The organism is Pseudomonas sp. SMSB3, assembly GCF_052041965.1.
GTDB lineage: Bacteria > Pseudomonadota > Gammaproteobacteria > Pseudomonadales > Pseudomonadaceae > Aquipseudomonas.
In genome coordinates this window covers 5,218-27,856 of sequence record NZ_JBKGGV010000002.1, presented here as the reverse complement: position 1 = coordinate 27,856, position 22,639 = coordinate 5,218, and the positions used below count along the sequence as shown (strand labels likewise).

The window sequence follows — 22,639 nt, the reverse complement described above, 5'->3', positions numbered from 1 at the left end:
GGATCTGTGGGCAGATGCAGCAGGTGCTCGCGGCCATGGTCGAGGCGCTCGAGCATGAACCGCAATTGCCGGTGCAGCGCATACCTGTCTTGCAGGCCGCAGAGCGGCAGCAAGTGGTGGTCGAGTTCAATGCTACTGCTGTCGATTACACCCTCGATCAGACCCTGCACGGGCTGATCGAGGCCCAGGTCGCGCGTACGCCGCAGGCGCTGGCGGTCCGTGCCGATGAAGGCGAGCTCAGCTACCGGCAGCTCAATGAACAGGCCAACCGCCTGGCGCATTACCTGATCGGCCTGGGGGTCAAACCCGATGACCGTGTGGCGATCTGCGTCGAGCGCGGGCTGTCGATGGTGGTGGGGCTGCTGGCGATTCTCAAAGCTGGCGGCGCCTATGTGCCGGTCGATCCGGATTATCCGGCCGAACGCGTGCGTCACATGCTCAGCGACAGCGCGCCTGTGGCGGTGCTGGTGCATGCGCCAACTCGGCACGTGCCGGACGCGGGGCAGGTGATCGATCTGGATCAGTTTGACTGGGCAGGGCAGCCGGCCAGCAATCCGATTGTCGATGGCCTGACGCCAAATAACCTGGCCTACGTGATCTACACCTCCGGCTCCACGGGCATGCCCAAAGGCGTCATGAACGAGCACGCCGGCGTGGTCAACCGCCTGTTGTGGATGCAGGATGCCTACGGCTTGAACAGCACTGATGTGGTCCTGCAAAAGACCCCGTTCAGCTTCGATGTCTCGGTCTGGGAGTTTCTCTGGCCCCTGCAAACCGGCGCGCGCTTGGTCATGGCCCGTCCTGGCGGCCACCGCGACCCCGAGTACCTGCGTCAGGTCATCGAGCACGAAGCCATCACCACGCTGCACTTCGTGCCCTCGATGCTCGACGTGTTCCTCTCGGCCGTTGGCAGCAAATTGAGTCAATCCGGCTTGCGCGTGCTGTGCAGCGGCGAAGCCTTGCCCGGCAGTCTGGTTCGGCGTTTCCACAGCCAGCTCCCAGGCAGCGACCTGCACAACCTCTATGGCCCGACCGAAGCCGCGGTGGACGTCAGCGCCTGGCACTGCCGGACCGCGCCGGACAACACCCCGATCGGCAAGCCGATCGCCAATACCCAGCTCTACGTGCTGGACGGCCATCTGCAACCGATCCCGCAGGGTGTGCCGGGTGAACTGTACATCGGTGGCGTCCAGGTCGCCCGTGGCTACCTCAACCGCGCCGAACTCACCGCCGAACGCTTCATCGACGACCCGTTCCGCCCTGGCGGGCGCCTGTACCGTACCGGCGACCTGGCGCGGCATCTGGCCGACGGCAACCTTGAATACCTGGGCCGTAACGACGACCAGGTGAAGCTGCGCGGGCTGCGTATCGAATTGGGCGAAATCCAGGCCGGGCTGACCGCTATCGACGGCATCAAGGAGGCCGTGGTGATCGCCCGCGAGCAACGGCTGATCGCCTACTACACCGGCGAGCCAAGCGCGCCCGAGACCCTGCGCGCGGCACTGCTCACGCACCTGCCGGAGTTCATGGTGCCGGCGCTGTACATCCACCTCGAAGCACTGCCGCTGAGCCCCAACGGCAAGCTCGACCGCAAGGCACTGCCCGAGCCGGGCGCCCTTGAGGCGCGCGTCTACGAAGCACCGCAGGGCGAAACCGAAACCCTGCTGGCCGACATCTGGCAGGAGTTGCTCGGCGTCGAGAAGGTCAGTCGCCATGACAACTTCTTCGAGCTGGGCGGCCATTCGCTGCTGGCCGTGACCTTGACCTCACGCCTGCGTCAACGCGGGTTGCACGCCGATATTCGCGTGTTGTTCGGCCAGCCGACCCTGGCCGCGCTGGCAGCGGCAGTCGGCACCTCGAGCGCTGTACAGGTCCCTGACAACTGCATCACCCCAGGTTGCACCCGTATCACCCCTGCCATGCTGCCGTTGGCCAGCCTGTCGCAGGCGGCCATCGATACCCTGGCCGCGCAGATCCCGGGGGGCGTGGGTAATATTCAGGACATCTACGGCCTGGCCCCGCTGCAGCAAGGCATCCTCTACCACCACCTGGCCAGCGAAGGGGCCGACCCCTACGTGCTGCGGGCACGCTTCGCCTTCCCCGACCAGGCCACGTTGGACGCGTTCGCCAACGCCCTCGATCAGGTCGTCGCTCGCCACGACATCCTGCGCACCAGCATTCACTGGCAGCAGCTCGAAGAGCCGGTGCAAGTGGTCTGGCGCGAGGCGCCTCGGCTTGCCGACGCCGTGATCGACCTCAACCAGGCGCCGCTGCTGCGCCTGCTGCAGGACGATTGCGCTGGGCGCGTCGAGGCGACCCTGCTGATTCACCATATCGTCCTCGACCATGCGGCCGTCGAGCAGCTCGTGGCGGAAATCACCGCCCTGCTTCAGGGCCAGGCGCTGACCCAGGCCAGCGTGCCTTATCGCAACTACGTCGCGCAGTCGCGCCTGGGCAATCACCAGCAGGCCGCCGAGGCGCTGTTCCGCGAGCTGCTCAGCGACATCGACGAGCCGACCGTGGTCTACGGCCTGCGAGATGCCGACACCCACGGGCGCCGCGTGCTCGACAGCCGCCAGACGCTGGACGCGGCGTTGGGCCAGCGCTTGCGCGAGCAGGCGCGGCAGGCAGGCGTCAGCCTGGCCAGCCTGGTGCACCAGGCCTGGGGCCAGGTGCTGGCGCAGTTGTCGGGGCGCGAGGAGGTGGTGTTCGGCAGCGTGCTGCTCGGTCGCCTGCAAGGCGGCGAGGGCGCCGAACGGGCGCTGGGCATGTTCATCAACACCTTGCCGCTGCGCGTCAGTGTCGGCAGCGCCCCGGCCTGCGACGGGCTGCGCCTGACCCATCAGCGCCTGGCGCGCTTGCTGGCCTGCGAGCAGGCCTCGCTGGCGCAAGCGCAGCGCTGCAGCGCGGTGCCTGCCGGCCAGGCGCTGTTCACCAGCCTGTTGAATTTCCGCCACAGCGCGGCCAGCCCTGGCGAGCTGCGCCAAGCGTGGCGGGGCATCGAGCAGTTGGAAGCCCATGAGCGCAGCAACTACCCGCTGGTGGTCAACGTCGACGATACGGGCCAGGCCCTGGTGCTGACCGTGCAAGCCGTCGACAGCGTGGACGGCGCCCAGGTCTGCCGCCTGCTGGCCACGGCGCTGGAGCGCCTGGCCCAGGCCCTGCAACACGCCCCGGCAACGCCCCTGCAGCAGCTCGACTGCCTGGCTGCGGCCGAGCGCGAGCGGGTGCTGCAGGGCTTCAATGCGACCCGCCGTGACTACCCACGCGAGCACGCCGTGCACACGCTGTTCGGCGCCCATGTCGCGCTGACCCCAGACGCCATCGCGGTAGTCCACCAGCAACAACGCCATACCTACGCACAACTCGACCAGCACGCCAATCGCCTGGCCCATCACCTGCTGGCGCTCGGTCTGCAGCCTGGCGAGCGGGTGGCGCTGTTGCTGCCACGCGGCATCGACCTGTTGGCGGCGCAGCTGGCGTCGAGCAAGTGCGGGGCGGTTTATGTGCCGCTGGACAGCAACGCGCCGGCCGCGCGCCAGGCGTTCATGATTGCCGACAGCCAGGCCCGGCTGCTGCTGACCCACAGCAGCGAGCCACAGGTGGGGCAGGCCCTGCGGGTCGAACTCGATCAGCTGGCCTTGGACCGTTACCCGGCCCACGCACCGGGGCTGCCGGTCGCGGGCGAGGACCCTGCCTACATCATGTATACCTCTGGCTCCACCGGCACCCCGAAAGGCGTGCAAGTGCCGCACCGGGCCATCGCCCGCCTGGTCATCAACAACGGCTTTGCCGACTTCAACAGCCAGGACCGCGTGGCGTTCGCCTCCAACCCGGCGTTCGACGCCAGTACCCTGGAGGTCTGGGCGGCGCTGCTCAACGGCGCCACACTGGTGGTCATCGATCAAGAGCAGGTGCTGTCCAGCCAAGGCCTGCACGACTGCCTGCTGGCGCAGCAAGTCAACGTGTTGTGGCTCACTGCCGGGCTGTTCCACCAATTTGCCGATGCGTTGCTGCCGGCCTTCGCCCAACTGCGCTACCTGATGGTCGGCGGCGACGTCCTCGACCCGGCGGTGATCGCTCGGGTGCTGCGCGGCGGCAAGCCTGCGCACCTGCTCAACGGTTACGGTCCGACCGAGGCCACCACCTTCAGCACGACGTTCGAGATCGTCCAGGCAGGCGAAGGCAGCATCCCGATCGGCAAGCCCATCGGCAATGCCCGTTGCTATGTCCTCGACGCTCGTCGGCAACCGCTGCCGGTCGGCGCGGTGGGCGAGCTGTACATCGGCGGCGACGGGGTGGCCCTCGGTTACCTGGGCCAGCCCGCACTCAGTGCCGAGCGGTTCCTCGACGATCCGTTCACTGCGCAAGCGGGGGCGCGCATGTACCGAAGCGGCGATCTGGTCAGTTGGCAGGCCGACGGCACCTTGCGTTACCTGGGCCGCGCCGACCAGCAGGTCAAGCTGCGCGGGCTCCGCATCGAACTGGGCGAAATCCAGGCGCGTTTGAGTGACTGCCCTGGTGTAGCCGAGGCGGCGGTGCTGGTCCGCGAGGACGCCCCAGGTGACAAGCGCCTGGTGGCGTACTTCACTGCCAGTGCCGATGCGCCGGCAATCGCCGCCTTGCATACCCAGCTGCAAACCCAGTTGCCGGACTACATGCTGCCCGCTGCCTACGTGCAGCTGCCCGCCTTGCCGCTGACCGCCAACGGCAAGCTCGACCGCCGCGCGCTGCCGGCACCTGGCAGCGATGCCGTCCTGAGCCGCGGTTACCAGGCTCCCGAGGGCGCGGTGGAAACCGCCCTGGCGGCGATCTGGGCCGACGTGCTCAAGGTCGAACAGGTCGGCCGAGACGATCACTTCTTCGAACTGGGCGGCCACTCGCTGCTGGCAGTGACCCTGATCGAGCGCATGCGCAGCGCAGGGTTGAGCGCCGATGTGCGGGTACTGTTCGCACAGCCGACCTTGGCCGCGCTGGCCGCAGCGGTAGGCAGCGGCCGGGAAGTGCAGGTCCCGGCCAACCGCATCGACCCCGCCGCCCAGCAGATCACCCCGGCGATGCTCAGCCTGATCGAGCTGGAGCAGGCCGAGATCGACCGCATTGTCGCCAGCGTGCCGGGCGGCGCCGCCAACGTGCAGGACATCTACCCGCTGGCGCCGCTACAGGAAGGCATTCTCTACCACCACCTCAGTGCCGAGCGCGGTGACCCCTACCTGCTGCAATCGCGCCTGGCGTTCGACAACCTGGCGCGCCTGCACACTTGGGCCGGGGCCCTGCAGCAGGTCATCGATCGTCACGACATCCTGCGCACCGCCGTGCTCAGCGAAGGCCTGGCGCAACCAGTGCAGGTGGTGTGGCGCAATGCGCGCATGGCGGTCACGGCCATCGACGATTTGCCAGCCGGCTCGGTGATCGATGCCCTGCAGGCGCGCTTCGATGCCCGCCAGCAACGCCTTGACCTGGCCCAGGCGCCGCTGATGCGCTTGCTGTACGCCGACGATCCGCACAACCAGCAGGTGGTGGCGATCTTGCAGTTCCATCACCTGGCCCTCGACCACACCGCCATGGAAGTGATCGCCAATGAGATGCGCCTGATCCTCACCGATCAGCAGGCGCGCCTGCAGCCGCCGGCGCCGTACCGCACCTACGTCGCGCAGGCCCGGCTGGGCTCCGACGCTGCTGGCCACGAGGCGTTCTTCCGCGACATGTTGGGCGATGTCGATGAGCCTACCTTGCCGTTCGGCCTGGCCGATGTGCACAGCGACGGTGCGCATACCGAGGAGGCTCAGCTGCCGGTCGATGCCGCGCTGGCTCGGCGCCTGCGTGAGCAGGCCCGGCGCCGGGGGGTCAGTGCCGCCAGCCTGGCGCACCTGGCCTGGGCGCGCGTGGTGGGCGTACTGGCCAACCGCAGCGACGTGGTCTTCGGCACCGTGCTGATGGGCCGCCTGCAAGCCGGCGAGGGTGCCGACCGCGCCTTGGGCGTGTTCATCAATACCTTGCCACTGCGCATCGACCTGAGCGCCCCGGCGCACCAGGCGCTGCGCGTCACTCACCAGCGCCTCTCGGCACTGCTCAGCCACGAGCACGCGTCACTGGCCCTGGCCCAGCGTTGCAGCGCGGTGGCCGCATCGCTGCCGCTGTTCAGCGCCCTGTTCAACTATCGCCACAGCAGTGCCGGCGCGGCGCCGAGCAGCGATGCAAGCCTGCAAGGCGTGCGTCTGCTCGGCGGCGAGGAGCGCAGCAATTACCCACTGACCCTGAGCGTCGATGACCTGGGCGAGGGCTTCACCCTCAGTGTATTGGCTGAACCAGGGATGGGCGCTGCACGCATTGCACAGTGGATGGCTGAAGCGTTGGCGCAACTGACCCAGGCGCTGGAGCAGGCTGACGATACCCCTGTGGCGGCGCTGTCGATCCTCGATGCGCCAGCCCGCGCGCAGGTGCTGCACGCCTTCAACGCCACGGCCCGGCCGTATCCGCTGGGCCAGACCGTGCACGCCCTGATCGAGCGCCAGGCGGCGCGCACGCCGCAGGCCGCTGCGCTGGTACAGGACGGGCAGGTTTTGAGCTATGGCGAACTCAACCGCAGTGCCAACCGCCTGGCCCATCACCTGTTGAGCCGTGGTGTCGCGCTGGGCGAGCGGGTGGCGGTGTGCCTGCCACGTAACGTCGATCGCCTGGTGGCAATGCTCGCGGTGCTGAAAACCGGCGCCGCCTATGTGCCCGTGGACCCTGACTATCCTGCCGAGCGCATCGCCTACCTGCTGCACGACAGCGCCCCGGCGTTGGTGCTGACCGACCCCCAGACCCAGGGGCTGGTCGGCGCCACTGCCCAGCTTGCGCTGCATGGCCAGGCCTGGCAGGCGCAGCCCGACAGCGATCTGCAGGTCGCTGGCCTCACGGCCGAGCGACTGGCCTACGTGATCTATACCTCCGGCTCCACCGGCCAACCGAAAGGCGTGATGGTCGAGCATGCGACCCTGGTCAACCTGGTGCACTGGCACTGCGAAGCGTTCGCCGTGGGCGCCGGCTGCCATACCAGCAGCGTCGCCGGCTTCGGCTTCGATGCCGTGGCCTGGGAAGTCTGGCCAGCGCTGTGCGCGGGTGCGGTGCTGCACCTGCCACCTGCGCACATCGCCGGCGAGCACGTCGATGAACTGCTCGACTGGTGGCTGCAACAGCCGTTGCAGGTCAGCTTCCTGCCCACCCCCGTCGCCGAGCAAGCGCTGCGCCGCGAGCGCCAGCACCCCACCTTGCGCACCTTGCTGGTGGGCGGCGACCGCCTGCGCCAGTTCGAGCGCGAGCCAGGCTTTGCCCTGGTCAACAACTACGGTCCGACCGAGGCCACGGTGGTAGCGACCTCCGCTGTGCTGCAGCCTGGTGCTGCGCTGCATATCGGCAGGCCGATCGCCAACACCCAGGTGTACGTGCTCGATGAGCAGCGCCAGCCAGTGCCGGTGGGTGCGGTCGGTGAGCTGTACATCGCCGGCGCAGGGGTCGCTCGCGGTTACCTGAACCGGCCACAACTGACCGCTGAGCGCTTCGTCGCCGATCCTTTCAGTGGCGCAGCGGGTGGCCGCATGTACCGCAGCGGCGATCTGGTGCGCTGGAATGCCGATGGCACCCTGCATTACCTGGGCCGAAACGACGATCAGGTGAAAATCCGTGGTGTGCGCGTCGAGCTCGGTGAGATCGAGGCGGTGCTGGCGGCGCAGCCAGGGGTTGCCGCTGCCGTGGTGCTGGTACGTGACGAGCGTCTGCTGGCCTGGTTCACCGAAATTGCGCCAGTGCAGGTCGACGCCTTGCGCGCCGCCCTGCAAAGCTGCCTGCCGGCGCACTTGCTGCCGCTGGCCTTCACCCGGCTGGCGGCGCTGCCGCTGACCGCCCACGGCAAGCTCGACCGCAAGGCCCTGCCTGATCCGGATCCGCAAGCGCTTGCCGGGCAGGCCTACCAGGCCCCGCAAGGGCCGGTCGAAACGGCGCTGGCGCAGGTCTGGGCGCAGATGCTCACGGTCGAGCGGGTAGGGCGCCACGACAACTTCTTCGAACTCGGCGGCCACTCGCTGCTGGCGGTCAACCTGACGGCCCGCTTGCGCCAGCAAGGCCTGCACGTCGATGTACGAACGTTGTTCGGCCAACCGACCATCGCGGCCTTGGCGGCCACCCTGGGCCAAACCCGCCAGGTGCAGGTGCCGGACAACTTGATCGTCGCTGGTTGCCAGCACATCACGGCGGCCATGCTGCCGCTGCTGAACCTGGAGCAGGCGGCGATCGAGCGCATCGTCGCCCAGGTCCCAGGCGGCGCTGGCAACGTACAGGACATCTACCCGTTGGCCCCGCTGCAGGAGGGCATCCTGTACCACCATGTCAGCGCGGCCGAGCACGACCCGTACGTGCTGCACTCGCGTGTCGCCTTCGCCAGCCAGACGCAGTTCGTGGATTTCGCGGCGGCGCTGGACAAGGTCATCGAGCGTCACGACGTGCTGCGCACGGCGGTGCTCTGGGATGGTCTGCCACAGCCGGTGCAGGTGGTGTGGCGTCGGGCACCGCTGGCGCTGATCGAGGGCGAGGCACAGTCAGCGCATCTGCCGCTTGCCCAGGCGCCGCTTTTGCGCTTGTACTACCGGCATACCCAGGGCGGGGTCGAGGCGACCTTGCTGTTCCACCATATCGTGCTCGACCACACTGCCATGGAGGTGGTGGGCGAGGAACTAATTGCCCTGCTCGCCGGCAAGGGCCTGCCGGCTTACCCATCAGTGCCGTACCGCAACTACGTGGCGCAGGCGCGTCTGGGCATCAGCCAGGCCGAGCATGAGGCGTTCTTCAGCGCGCAGCTGGGCGATATCGACGAGCCGACCTTGCCGTTCGGCCTGAGCGATGTGCAAGGCGATGGCCGCGCTATCGAAGAGGCCCAGCTGTGGCTGGACGACGACCTTGGCATGCGCCTGCGCGAGCAGGGGCGGCACTTGGGCATCAGCGTCGCCAGCCTGTTCCACCTGGCCTGGGCGCGTCTGCTGAGCGCCGCCAGTGGTCAGGATCGGGTGGTGTTCGGCACTGTATTGCTGGGCCGCCTGCAAGGCGGCGAGGGCGCGGAGCGGGCACTGGGCATGTTCATCAACACATTGCCGCTGCGCCTGGACCTCGCGGGTATCGGCCTGCAGGACGCTGCCCATGCCGCGCATCAGCGCCTCAGCGCATTGCTGGCCCACGAACATGCCTCCCTGGCCCTGGCGCAACGTTGCAGCGGCGTGGCCGCGCCACTGCCGCTGTTCAGCGCCATGCTCAACTACCGCCACAGCAGTCTGGCCACAGCGGATCAGCAGCAGGCAACCGCAGGTATCGAAAACCTGGCAAGTCAGGAACGCAGCAACTACCCGCTGGGCTTGAACGTGGATGATACCGGGGCAGGCTTCCGCCTGGTCGCCATGACCCCCGCCGAGGTCGGCGCGGCGCGCATCTGTGGGCAGATGCACCAGGTGCTCGCGGCCATGGTCGAGGCGCTCGAACATGAACCGCAGTTGCCGGTGCAGCGCATACCTGTCTTGCAGGCCGCAGAGCGGCAGCAAGTGGTGGTCGAGTTCAATGCTACTGCTGTCGATTACAACCTCGATCAGACTCTGCACGGGCTGATCGAGGCCCAGGTCGCGCGTACGCCGCAGGCGCTGGCAGTCCGTGCCGACGAAGGCGAGCTGAGCTACCGGCAGCTCAATGAACAGGCCAACCGCCTGGCGCATTACCTGATCGGCCTGGGGGTCAAACCCGATGACCGTGTGGCGATCTGCGTCGAGCGCGGGCTGTCGATGGTGGTGGGGCTGCTGGCGATCCTCAAGGCCGGCGGCGCCTATGTGCCAGTCGATCCGGATTATCCGGCCGAACGCGTGCGTCACATGCTCAGTGACAGCGCGCCTGTGGCGGTGCTGGTGCATGCGCCAACTCGGCACGTGCCGGACGCGGGGCAGGTGATCGATCTGGATCAGTTCGACTGGGCAGGGCAGCCGGCCAGCAATCCGATTGTCGATGGCCTGACGCCAAATAGCCTGGCCTACGTGATCTACACCTCCGGCTCCACGGGCCTGCCCAAAGGCGTCATGAACGAGCACGCCGGCGTGGTCAACCGCCTGTTGTGGATGCAGGACGCCTACGGCTTGAACAGCACTGACGGCGTCCTGCAAAAGACCCCGTTCAGCTTCGATGTCTCGGTGTGGGAATTCCTCTGGCCCCTGCAAACCGGCGCGCGCTTGGTCATGGCACGTCCTGGCGGCCACCGCGACCCCGAGTACCTGCGTCAGGTCATCGAGGACGAAGCCATCACCACGCTGCACTTCGTGCCCTCGATGCTCGACGTATTCCTCTCGGCCGTTGGCAGCAAATTGAGCCAGTCCGGCTTGCGCGTGCTGTGCAGCGGCGAAGCCTTGCCGGGCAGCCTGGTTCGGCGCTTCCACAGCCAGCTCCCAGGCAGCGACCTGCACAACCTCTATGGCCCGACCGAAGCCGCGGTGGACGTCAGCGCCTGGCACTGCCAAACCGCGCCGGATAACACCCCGATCGGCAAGCCGATCGCCAATACCCAGCTCTACGTGCTGGACGGCCATCTGCAACCGGTCCCGCAGGGCGTGCCGGGCGAGCTGTACATCGGCGGCGTCCAGGTGGCTCGCGGCTACCTCAACCGCGCCGAACTCACCGCCGAACGCTTCATCGACGACCCGTTCCGCCCCGGCGGTCGCCTGTACCGCACCGGCGACCTGGCGCGGCACCTGGCCGACGGCAACCTCGAATACCTGGGCCGTAACGACGACCAGGTGAAGCTGCGCGGGCTGCGTATCGAATTGGGCGAAATCCAGGCCGGGCTGACCGCTATCGACGGCATCAAGGAGGCCGTGGTGATTGCCCGCGAGCAACGGCTGATCGCCTACTACACCGGCGAGCCAAGCGCGCCCGAGACCCTGCGCGCGGCACTGCTCACGCACCTGCCGGAATTCATGGTGCCGGCGCTGTACATCCACCTCGAAGCACTGCCGCTGAGCCCCAACGGCAAGCTCGACCGCAAGGCATTACCCGAGCCGGACGCCCCTGAGGCTCGCGTTTACGAAGCACCGCAGGGCGAAACCGAAACCCTGCTAGCCAGCATCTGGCAGGAGTTGCTCGGCGTCGAGCAGGTCAGTCGCCATGACAACTTCTTCGAGCTGGGCGGCCATTCGCTGCTGGCCGTGACCCTGACCTCGCGCCTGCGTGAACAGGGCCTGGAAGCCGATGTCCGCGCACTGTTCGACCACCCGACCCTGGCCGGCTATGCAGCCATCACAGACAGAATGGAGATCGTCCTGTGAGCATCAATGAACTACTGGCAACACTGGCGGCCAACAACGTCCAGCTGGCGCTCAAGGATGGCCAGCTGCTGGTCCAGGGCAACCGACAGGCCTTGACCGACGCCGTCCTGGTGGCGCGCCTGCGCGAGCACAAGCCCGCGCTGATCGCGCTGATCGAACGCGGTGATTATGTGGCCGTCAAGCACGGCGCCGTGCAGGCACCGGGCAACCTGATTACGCCGGGCTGCACGCGCATCACCCCTGAGCTGGTCAACCTGGTCGAACTCGATCAGGACACCCTCGACCGCCTGGTTGCCCAGGTCCCCGGCGGGGCGGCCAACGTGCAGGACATCTACCCTTTGGCGCCGCTGCAGCAGGGCATGCTGTTCCACCACGCCAGCGCCACCGCACATGACCCCTACGTGATGCAGGCGCGCTTCGAGTTCGCCAGCGAAGCACGCCTGCAGGCCTTTGTCGGCGCCTTGCGCGGGGTGGTGGCACGCCACGATATCCTGCGTACCTCGGTGCATTGGCAAGGCTTGCCGATGCCGCTGCAAGTGGTCTGGCGCGAAGCGCAACTGCCTGTGCTGGAACTACCTGCCGATGCCCCGGGGCACGCCTGGCTAGACCTGACCCAAGCGCCGTTGATGCGGGTGCTGCGCGACGCGCCCGCCGCCACGGGCAAGCTGGGCGCGACCTTGCAGTTCCACCATATCGCCATGGACCACAGTGCCCTGGAGGTGGTGCGTCACGAGCTGATTGCGTTCCTGGCCGGCGAGGAGCACCTGTTGGGCGCGCCGGTGCCGTTTCGCAATTATGTGGCGCAGGCGGTGCTCGGCATCAGCGAAGCGCAACACGAGGCGTTTTTCCGCGACATGCTCGGCGACATCGATGAGGCGACCCTGGCCTACGGCATCCAGGACCTGCAAGGTGAAGGCGCCAGCCATGCCGAGCACACCATCGACCTGCCGCCCGCGCTGTGCCAGGCCCTGCGCGCCCATGCCCGTAGCCTGGGCGTGAGTGTCGCCAGCCTGTTTCACCTGGCCTGGGGCCGGGTGCTCGGCGGGCTGACCGGGCGCGACCAGGTGGTATTCGGTACGGTACTGATGGGGCGCCTGCTCGGCGCCGAGGCCACCGATCGGGCGCTGGGTATCTTCATCAATACGCTGCCACTGCGCGTGGACCTTGCAGCCTGCGACCTGAACGCGGCGATTCGCGCCACTCACCAGCGCTTGAGCGCGCTGATGCGCCACGAGCACGCGCCGTTGGCCTTGGCCCAGCGCTGCAGTGGCGTCGCGGCGCCGGCCCCGCTGTTCAATGCATTGCTCAACTATCGCCACAGCGCGCCTGGCGCTGCAGCGGCGCATCGCCCTGCAGTGGCCGGCATCGACGTGGTCGACTCCGTCGAGGCCACCAACTACCCCTTGACGCTGAGCGTCGATGACTTGGGCGAGGCGTTTCGACTGACCTTGCTGGCCAGCGCCCAGGTACCGGGCGAACGGGTTTGCGCCTATTTGCAGCAGGTCCTGCACAGCGTGCTGCAGGCGCCTTCGGCGCAGGTGCAAAGCCTACAGTTGCTGCCCGACAACGAACGCCATGAGGTACTCGAACGTTTCAATGACTGCGTCGTGCCTTTCGAAACCCGCTTGACCTTGCCGCAACGCATCGAGCAGCAGGCCCACGCCCATCCGCACACGATCGCGGCCACCTGCGCCGACCAGACCCTGAGCTATGCCGCCCTCAACCAGCAAGCCAACGCGCTTGCCCAACACCTGATCGATCAGGGCGTCGGCCCCGATGACCGAGTCGCCGTGCTCGCCCGCCGAGGCCTGCAAACCCTGGTCGGTCTGCTGGCCGTGCTCAAGGCTGGCGCAGGCTATGTGCCCATCGACCCCGCACACCCTGACGAGCGCGTGCGCTATCTGCTGGGCGACAGCCAACCGGTGGCGGTACTCACGCAACATGCCCTGCGCGCCCGCCTGGGCGGCATTCAAGTGCCGGTGCTGTTGCTCGACCAGCCCGACTGGCCGGCTGCGCTGCACAACCCCCAGGTGCCCGGCCTGCATGCCGGCCATCTGGCGTACGTGATCTACACCTCCGGCTCCACCGGCCAACCCAAGGGCGTGATGGTCGAGCACCGCAGCGTCAACAACCTGGTGGACTGGCATTGCCGCGCCTTCGACCTGTGCCATGGCCGCCACACGTCGAGCCTGGCCGGCTTCGGCTTCGATGCCATGGCCTGGGAGGTGTGGCCAGCGCTGTGCGCCGGCGCCACCTTGCACCTGGCACCGCCCGCCGAAGGCAACGAAGACCTCGACGCCATGCTCGCCTGGTGGCGCAGCCAGCCGTTGGACGTGAGCTTCCTGCCCACACCGGTGGCCGAGTACGCCTTCAGCCACCAGCTTGAACACCCGACGTTGCGTACCCTGCTGATCGGCGGCGATCGCCTGCGTCAGTTCAACCGCACCCAGCGCTTTGCCGTGGTCAACAATTATGGGCCTACCGAGACCACCGTGGTGGCCAGCTCCGGGCTGGTCGAGTCCGGCGCCGTGCTGCACATCGGCAAACCTGTCGACAATGCGCGTCTGTACGTGCTCGACGAGCGCCGCGAGCCGGTGCCGCTGGGCGTGCCGGGCGAGCTCTACATCGGCGGCGCCGGGGTGGCGCGTGGTTACCTGAACCGCCCGGCGCTCACCGCAGAACGGTTTCTCGACGACCCCTTCAACGCCGGTGGGCGCATGTACCGCAGCGGCGATCTGGTGCGCTGGCAGGCCGACGGTACCCTCGAGTACCTCGGGCGCAACGATGACCAGGTGAAGATCCGCGGTGTACGCATCGAACTGGGCGAAATCGAAAGCCGCCTGGCGAGCTTGCCAGGCATCAACGAGGCGGTGGTGCTGGCCCGTGAAGATCAGCCAGGCCAGCCGCGCCTGGTGGCTTATTTCACCCCGCAGGCCGATGTCGAGGCGGCCACCGCGCACGACCTGCGCGCGCAGTTGCAGGCACACCTGCCGCAGTACATGGTGCCGGTGGCATTCGTCGAGCTGCCGGCCCTGCCGTTGACCGCCAATGGCAAACTCGATCGCCGCGCCTTGCCCAAGCCCGAACGCTCGGCGCTGTTCGAGCAAGGCTATGAAGCGCCGCAGGGGGAGCTGGAGCAGGCCCTGGCGCAGATCTGGGCAGAGCTGCTCCACCTCGAGCGGGTCGGGCGCCGCGATCATTTCTTCTCGCTGGGCGGGCACTCGTTGCTGGCCATGCGCATGGTGTCGCAGGTGCGCTTGCGCCTGGGCGTGGAGCTGAGCTTGGCCGAGCTGTTCGCCAATGCCGAGCTGGCGGCAGTGGCCGAGGTGCTGGCCGGGGCCGCGCGCAGCGCCTTGCCGGCCATTGTGCCAGTGCTGCGCGAGCAACCGCTGCCGCTGTCGTTCGCCCAGCAGCGGCTGTGGTTTCTGGCACAGATGGAAGGTGGCAACCAGGCCTATAACGTGCCGCTGGCCCTGGGCCTGCGCGGCGCGCTGGACGCCGACGCCCTAGAATGCGCGCTGCTGCGCATCGTCGAGCGGCATGAGATTCTGCGCAGCCACTTCGTGCCGCGCGAAGACGGCGCCGAAGTGGTGATTGGTGCCACTGCCGGGGCGGGCTGGTTCCAGCGCGAGGACATCACGGCACAGGCATTGCCGCAGGCGCTGCAGGCACACGCCAGCCAGCCGTTCGATCTGGCCCATGGGCCACTGCTGCGGGCGCGCTTGCTGCGTTTGCAGCCCGAGCACCATGTACTGGCGCTGACCGTGCATCATATCGTTGCCGATGGTTGGTCGCTGGGGGTGCTGACCGCCGAGCTGAGCGCGCTGTACCCCGCGCTGTGCCAAGGCCTGGGCGACCCGCTGGCGCCTCTGCCGATCCAATACGCAGACTACGCGCTGTGGCAGCGCCGCTGGCTGGTGGGCGAGCAGCTGCAACGCCAGGCTGAGTACTGGCGTCAGGCACTTGAAGGCGCTCCGAGCCTGTTGAAAGTCCCCACCGACCGACCTCGCCCAGAGCGCCAGGACTTTGCTGGGGCCAGCCTGCCGGTGCAGCTGGACCCGCAGCTGGTGGCTGGGCTGCGCGGCCTGGCGCAGCGCCACGGCGTGACGCTGTACATGATTGTGCTGGGTGCCTGGGCGACGCTGCTGGCGAGATTGTCGGGGCAGCAGGAGGTGGTGATCGGTTGCCCGATTGCCGGGCGCGGCCATGCAGAACTCGAAACCTTGGTAGGCCTGTTCGTCAATACCCTGGCCATCCGCATCGACAGCACTGCGGCAGCGACCGGCCAGGCATTGCTTACCCAGGTCAGGGCGCAGGTGCTGCAGGCCCAGGCCCACCAGGACCTGCCCTTCGAGCACGTGGTCGAGCTGCTGCGACCGACCCGCAGCCTCGGCCACACGCCGCTGTTCCAGACCACCCTCAACTGGCAGGCGACCCAGGGCCAGGCCCTGCATTTGCAAGGCCTGCAACTCGAGGCGGTGGCGCAAGCGGCGGCCGTCGCCAAGTTCGACCTGACCTTGAACCTGGGCGAGCAGGGCGAAGGCGTGGCAGGGAGCCTCGACTACGCCACCGCGTTGTTCGATGAATCCACCGTCAAACGCTACCTGGGCTACTTCGCCACCCTCCTGCAGGCGCTGGCCGATGACGACCAGGCGCCATTGGCGCAAGTCGAGCTGGTCGGCGCCGCCGAGCGCCAGACCCTGCTCAGCGACCTCAATGCGACGGCGGCCGCGTACCCGCGCGACGTCAACGTTGCGCAGCTGTTCGAACAGTGCGCGGCCGGTCATTCCGAGCGCGTGGCCGCCGTGCACGGGCAGCAGTCCCTGAGCTACGGCGAGCTGAACCGCCAGGCCAACCGCCTGGCCCAATGCCTGATCGCCGAAGGCCTGGCATCGGGCGCCTGCGTTGCGCTGCTGTTGCCACGCTCACTGGCGCTGCTGGTGGCGCAACTGGCGGTGCTCAAATGCGCGGCGGTGTACGTACCGTTGGACATTCACGCGCCCGCGGAGCGCCAGCGTTTCATGCTCGAGGATTGCCAGGCGACGATGCTGCTCAGCCACAGCGACATCCACGCCAATTTCGACCTGCCGCGCCTGGACCTCGACCGCCAGCCGGCCGAGCACCTTCCAGCCCGTGACCTGCCGCTGCCAGCAGCGCCCGACAGCGCGGCGTACGTGATGTATACCTCCGGCACCACCGGCGCGCCAAAGGGCGTATGCGTGGCCCACCGTGGCATCGCCCGGCTGGTCTTGAACAACGGCTACGCTGATCTGAACGCCCAGGACCGTATCGCCTTCGTGTCCAATCCCGCGTTCGATGCCAGCACCTTGGAAATCTGGGGCGCGCTGCTCAACGGTGGCCAGGTGCGGGTGATCGATCACGCGACCTTGGTCGAGCCGCAGCGTTTTGCCCATGCCCTGGCCGAGCAAGGCATCAGCGTGCTGTTCCTGACCACGGCGCTGTTCAACCAGTACGTGCAACTGATCCCCGCAGCGCTGGCATCCGTGCGCATACTCATCAGCGGTGGCGAGCGCGCCGAGCCTGCTGCGTTTCGCGCGTTGCTCGAACGGGCACCGAACCTGCAGCTGATCAATGGTTACGGACCGACTGAAACCACGACCTTCGCGGTGACCTGCGCCGTTCGGTTGTCCGACTTGGCTGCCGGGCAGGTGCCAATCGGCCGTCCGGTCGGCAACACCGAGGTCTATGTGCTCGATAGCTTCGGCCAGCTGACCCCGCGCGGCGTGGCCGGCGAGCTGTACATCGGCGGTGATGGCGTGGCCCTGGGTTACCTGAACCGCCCTGAGCTGAGCACCGAGCGCTTCGTCAACGACCGGTTCAGCCAGCGCCCCGGCGCCAGGCTCTATCGGACCGGCGACCTGGTGCGCTGGCAGGCCGACGGCCAGCTCGAATACCTCGGGCGCAATGACGATCAAGTGAAGATTCGCGGTTTTCGCATCGAACTCGGGGAAATCGCTCAGCAACTGTCGCTGTGCCCAGGCATCGGCGACGTGCAGGTCAGCGCGCTGGCAGACGGGCAGGGCCCCTTGCGCCTGGTGGCCTGGTACACGCGCCAGGATGCGGCGCTGGACGCTGCGGCGCTGCGGCGCTTTTTGCGCGGGCGCCTGCCCGACTACATGCTGCCCACGGCCTATGTCGCGCTCGAGCGCATGCCGCTGACCAACAATGGCAAGGTCGACCGCCAGGCCCTGCCGCTGCCCGCTGCGCAAGACCTGGCTGCAGCGGCCTACGAGGCCCCGCAGGGCGAGCGTGAAACGTGCCTGGCCGAGCTGTGGTGCGAATTGCTGCAGCTGCAGCGGGTCGGGCGGCAGGACCGGTTCTTTGAACTCGGTGGCCATTCCTTGCTGGCCATGCGCATGCTGGCCCAGGTGCGACAGCGCCTGGGGCTGGAACTGCCGTTGGCCGAGCTGTTCGCCGACGACAGCCTGGCTGCGCTGGCGGCAAGCCTCGACGGGCATCCAGCCCGCAGGCTGCCGCCGATCCAGTCAGGCCCACGGCTGGGCAGCCTGCCGTTGTCGTTCGCCCAGCAGCGCTTGTGGTTCCTGGCGCAGATGAGCGAGGGCAGCGCGGCCTATCACATCCCGATCGGCCTGCACCTGCGCGGCCCGCTGCAGCGCCTTGCCCTGGAGCGTGCCTTGCGTCGGGTGGTCGAGCGCCACGAGAGCCTGCGCAGTCACTTCGTCGCCGAGGCCGGCGAGCCACGGGTGTTGCTGGCGGGCGATGCGCGAGCGTTGCAGTGGCTGCAGCAGGATGCCCGCGGCCTCAGCGAGGCTGCCCTGGCGCAGCTGATCGCCACCCAGGCCGCCGCACCCTTCGCCCTGGACCGCGAACTGCCGCTTCGTGCCTGCCTGCTGCAGCGCGGCGATGAGCATCACGTGCTGCTGCTGACCCTGCACCATCTGGTGGCCGATGGCTGGTCGCTGGGCGTGCTGGTGCACGAGCTGGGGACGCTGTACCGGGCGTTCTGCCAGGCGCAGGACGATCCATTGCCGGCGTTGCCGGTGCAATACCTGGACTACGCCCTGTGGCAACGGCGCTGGCTCGGCGCCGAAACCTTGCAGGCCCAGGCTGACTACTGGCGCATGCAGCTCGACGGCGCGCCGACGCTGCTCAGCCTGCCCTGGGACCATCCACGGCCAGAGCGCCAGGACTACACCGGCGACAGCGTGGCGCTGCGCCTCGACCCGCGCCTTGGCACTGCGCTCAAGACCTTGTGCCAGGCCCAGGGCGTTACCCCGTACATGCTGTTCATGGCGGCTTGGGCGGTGCTGCTGGCGCGCCTGGCCGGGCAAGACGAGGTGGTGATCGGCTCGCCGCTGGCCAACCGTCGGCAGGCCGAGGTCGATGGCTTGATCGGCATGTTCGTCAATTCCGTCGCCGTGCGGGTGGACACCCGCGACGCACCCTGCGTGGCCACGCTCCTGGCACGGGTCAAGCAAGCGGTGTTGCAGGCCCAGGCGCATCAGGACCTGCCATTCGAGCAGGTGGTCGAGGCGGTACGCCCGCCACGCAGCCTGAGCCACACGCCGTTGTACCAGGTGTCGCTGGACTGGGATGCCACGCCCGAACACCGTGCCCTGCAGTTCGTTGACCTGCAGGTGAGCCCAGTCGCCGCGCAAGCGCCTATCGCCAAGTTCGACCTGAGCCTGAGCATGGGTGAGGGCCCCCAGGGGTTGGCCGGCGGCATTGTGTACGCCACGGCGCTGTTCGAGCGATCGACCGTCGAGCGCTTTGCCGGCTATCTGGAGCAGGTGCTGTGGACCTTCGCCGAAGGCGCCGCTGCCCTGCCGATGCAGACTGGATTGCCGGATGCCTGTGAGCGCAAGCGCTTGCTGCTGAGCTTCAATGATACGGCGGCAGCCTATGACCTCGATCAGACCCTGCACGGGCTGATCGAGGCCCAGGTCGCGCGTACGCCGCAGGCGCTGGCAGTCCGTGCCGACGAAGGCGAGCTGAGCTATCGGCAGCTCAATGAACAGGCCAACCGCCTGGCGCATTACCTGATCGGCCTGGGGGTCAAACCCGATGACCGTGTGGCGATCTGCGTCGAGCGCGGGCTGTCGATGGTGGTGGGGCTGCTGGCGATCCTCAAGGCCGGCGGCGCCTATGTGCCAGTCGATCCGGATTATCCGGCCGAACGCGTGCGTCACATGCTCAGTGACAGCGCGCCTGTGGCGGTGCTGGTGCATGCGCCAACTCGGCATGTGCCGGACGCGGGGCAGGTGATCGATCTGGATCAGTTTGACTGGGCAGGGCAGCCGGCCAGCAATCCGATTGTCGATGGCCTGACGCCAAATAGCCTGGCCTACGTGATCTACACCTCCGGCTCCACGGGCCTGCCCAAAGGCGTCATGAACGAGCACGCCGGCGTGGTCAACCGCCTGCTGTGGATGCAGGATGCCTACGGCCTGAACAGCACTGATGTGGTCCTGCAAAAGACCCCGTTCAGCTTCGATGTCTCGGTGTGGGAATTCCTCTGGCCCCTGCAAACCGGCGCGCGCTTGGTCATGGCGCGTCCTGGCGGCCACCGCGACCCCGAGTACCTGCGTCAAGTCATCGAGCACGAAGCCATCACCACGCTGCACTTCGTGCCCTCGATGCTCGACGTGTTCCTCTCGGCCGTTGGCAGTGAACTGAGCCAGTCCGGCTTGCGCGTGCTGTGCAGCGGCGAAGCCTTGCCGGGCAGCCTGGTTCGGCGCTTCCACAGCCAGCTCCCAGGCAGCGACCTGCACAACCTCTATGGCCCGACCGAAGCCGCGGTGGACGTCAGCGCTTGGCACTGCCAGACCGCACCGGACAACACCCCGATCGGCAAGCCGATCGCCAACACCCAGCTCTACGTGCTGGACGGCCATCTGCAGCCGGTACCGCAGGGCGTGCCGGGTGAGCTGTACATCGGTGGCGTCCAGGTTGCTCGTGGCTACCTCAACCGCGCCGAACTCACCGCCGAACGCTTCATCGACGACCCGTTCCGCCCTGGCGGGCGCCTGTACCGTACCGGCGACCTGGCGCGGCATCTAGCCGACGGCAACCTCGAATACCTGGGCCGTAACGACGACCAGGTGAAGCTGCGCGGGCTGCGTATCGAGCTGGGCGAAATCCAGGCCGGGCTGACCGCTATCGACGGCATCAAGGAGGCCGTGGTGATCGCCCGCGAGCAACGGCTGATCGCCTACTACACCGGCGAGCCAAGCGCGCCCGAGACCCTGCGCACGGCACTGCTCACGCACCTGCCGGAGTTCATGGTGCCGGCGTTGTTCATTCATCTCGAAGCACTGCCGCTGAGCCCCAACGGCAAGCTCGACCGCAAGGCATTGCCCGAGCCGGGCGCCCTTGAGGCACGCGTCTACGAAGCACCGGAGGGCGAAACCGAAACCCTGCTGGCCAGCATCTGGCAGGAATTGCTCGGTGTCGAGCAGGTCGGCCGCCATGACAACTTCTTCGAGCTGGGCGGCCATTCGCTGGCAGCCATCCGCTTGATCGACCGGCTCAACAAGGCTGGCCTCGAAGTGGCAATCAATGATGTTTTCCAGCAGCCAAGCGTGGCTGCGCTCGCCAGCTGCCTGGGCGCAAGCGCCAGCGCCGGGGCCTCCAGCGTGATCAGCGTACGTAGCAGCGCCAGCGGCGTGCCGCTGTTCCTGGTGCACGAGTTCACCGGCCTGGACTTCTACTTCCCGGTCCTGGCCCAGCACCTGCCCGGCGATTACCCGATCTATGGCTTGCCGGGCGTACCCGCGACCCAAGCGCAGCCGCGCACGCTGGAGTGCCTGGCGCGCTACCACATCGCACAGCTGCGCAAGGTTCAGCCCCGTGGCCCCTACCGCCTGGCCGGCTGGTCGTTCGGTGGCGTACTGGCCTTCGAGATGGCCAATCAGCTACTCGGTGAGGACGAAACGGTGCAGTTCCTTGGCCTGATCGACACCTATGCCCCGCGCCTGGCCGACCAAGGCAAGGCGCGTTGGGAAGGGCCGCAGGCGCTGGAGAAGCAGCTCCTGCTCAACTGCGAACGTTTCTGGAGCACCCAAGGCGAAACCGGCGCGCCAGCGCTGGCCCACCTGGAGCAGTTGACAGCGGCCCAGCTGGACTTCACCAGCCTGCTGGCAGCTTGCCGCGAGCATCACTTGCTCTATGGCCTGTGGTCGAGCATGAGCGACGACCAGCTGCGCCATTACTTCACCCGTGAGCTGGCCCATGGCTACGCCATGGCCCATTACCGACCGGCACCGTTGACTATCCCGGTGCATGTGCTGCGCGCAGAAGCAGGCAGCGCCGACCTGGCGAGCCTCGGCTGGGAGCAGGCGCTGCCGGGCCAAGAATTGCGCGGCATCGACGTGCCGGGCGATCACCGCAGCATGATGCAGGTACCCCATGTAACAGCGCTGGGCACGGCGTTGGCCCGCGCCCTTGAGGCGGCTGCACAACCTGTAGAGGCGCCCGCCTATCAGCCGCTGGTGGCCATCCAGACCGGCCAGCACGGCCATGCGCCGGTGTTCTGCGTACCCGGTGCGGGCGACAGCGTCACCAGCTTCATCGGCCTGGCCGAGGCCCTGGGCCCCGACTGGCCATTGTATGGGCTACAGGCGCGTGGGCTGGAGGGCAGCCTGGTGCCGCACAGCACCGTTGAGGCGGCCGCCAATTGCCATGCGCAAGCGATCGAGGCGCTCTACCCGCAAGGGCCGCTGAACCTGGTCGGCCATTCGTTCGGCGGGTGGGTCGCCCATGCCTTGGCCGCACGTCTGCAGGGCATGGGGCGTGAGGTACGTTCGCTGACGTTGATCGACAGCGAAGCGCCGGGGCAGGGCGGCACCTGTGGTCAGCCTTATACCTTCACCCAAGCGCTGGAAAAGCTGATCCAGGCGCTGCAGTTGTCGACCGGCAAGGCGCTGGGTATCGAAGCGCAGGCCTTCGCCGCCGCCAGCGATGCACAGCAAGTGGAGCTGTTGCATGGCGCGATGGTGCGTATCGGTCTGCTGCCGGCGCGCTCCGCGCCACGCAGCCTTGACGGCACCCTGCGCACCTTCGCCACGGCGCTGCGCAGCCATTACCAGCCCACGCTCAGCTACCGCGGCCCGGTGGGGCTGGTGCTGGTCGACGATGCAAACCTGGACCCCGCTGCAAACGCTCAGGAACAGGCGGCGATGCACGCCGGCTGGCAGGCCTTGATGCCGCAGCTGTCGCTGTGGCGCGGCCCTGGCGATCACTTCAGCATCTTGAAAACGCCGAATGTGTTCAGCCTGGCGGCATGGTGGCAGGACGCGCAGGCCTTGCAGATGGGCAAGGTCATGCCGTGA

The 22,639-nt window shown here is 67.7% G+C and carries 2 protein-coding genes (1 of these 2 cut by a window edge); both read left to right on the top strand.

The genetic code is table 11. The features are described 5' to 3' along the window. Positions 1-11,327, top strand: partial view of a non-ribosomal peptide synthase/polyketide synthase gene (locus tag ACLEJW_RS03450; RefSeq protein ID WP_440776979.1) — the 3' portion only. 10,942 nt of this gene lie to the left of the window's left edge; the window shows 11,327 of its 22,269 coding nt (coding positions 10,943-22,269); its start codon lies beyond the left edge, outside the window; its stop codon occupies positions 11,325-11,327. Beyond that, complete coding sequence (locus tag ACLEJW_RS03445; protein WP_440776978.1) at positions 11,324-22,639, top strand: amino acid adenylation domain-containing protein; 11,316 nt, start codon at positions 11,324-11,326, stop codon at positions 22,637-22,639. Before ACLEJW_RS03450 ends, ACLEJW_RS03445 begins: the two co-directional genes overlap by 4 nt.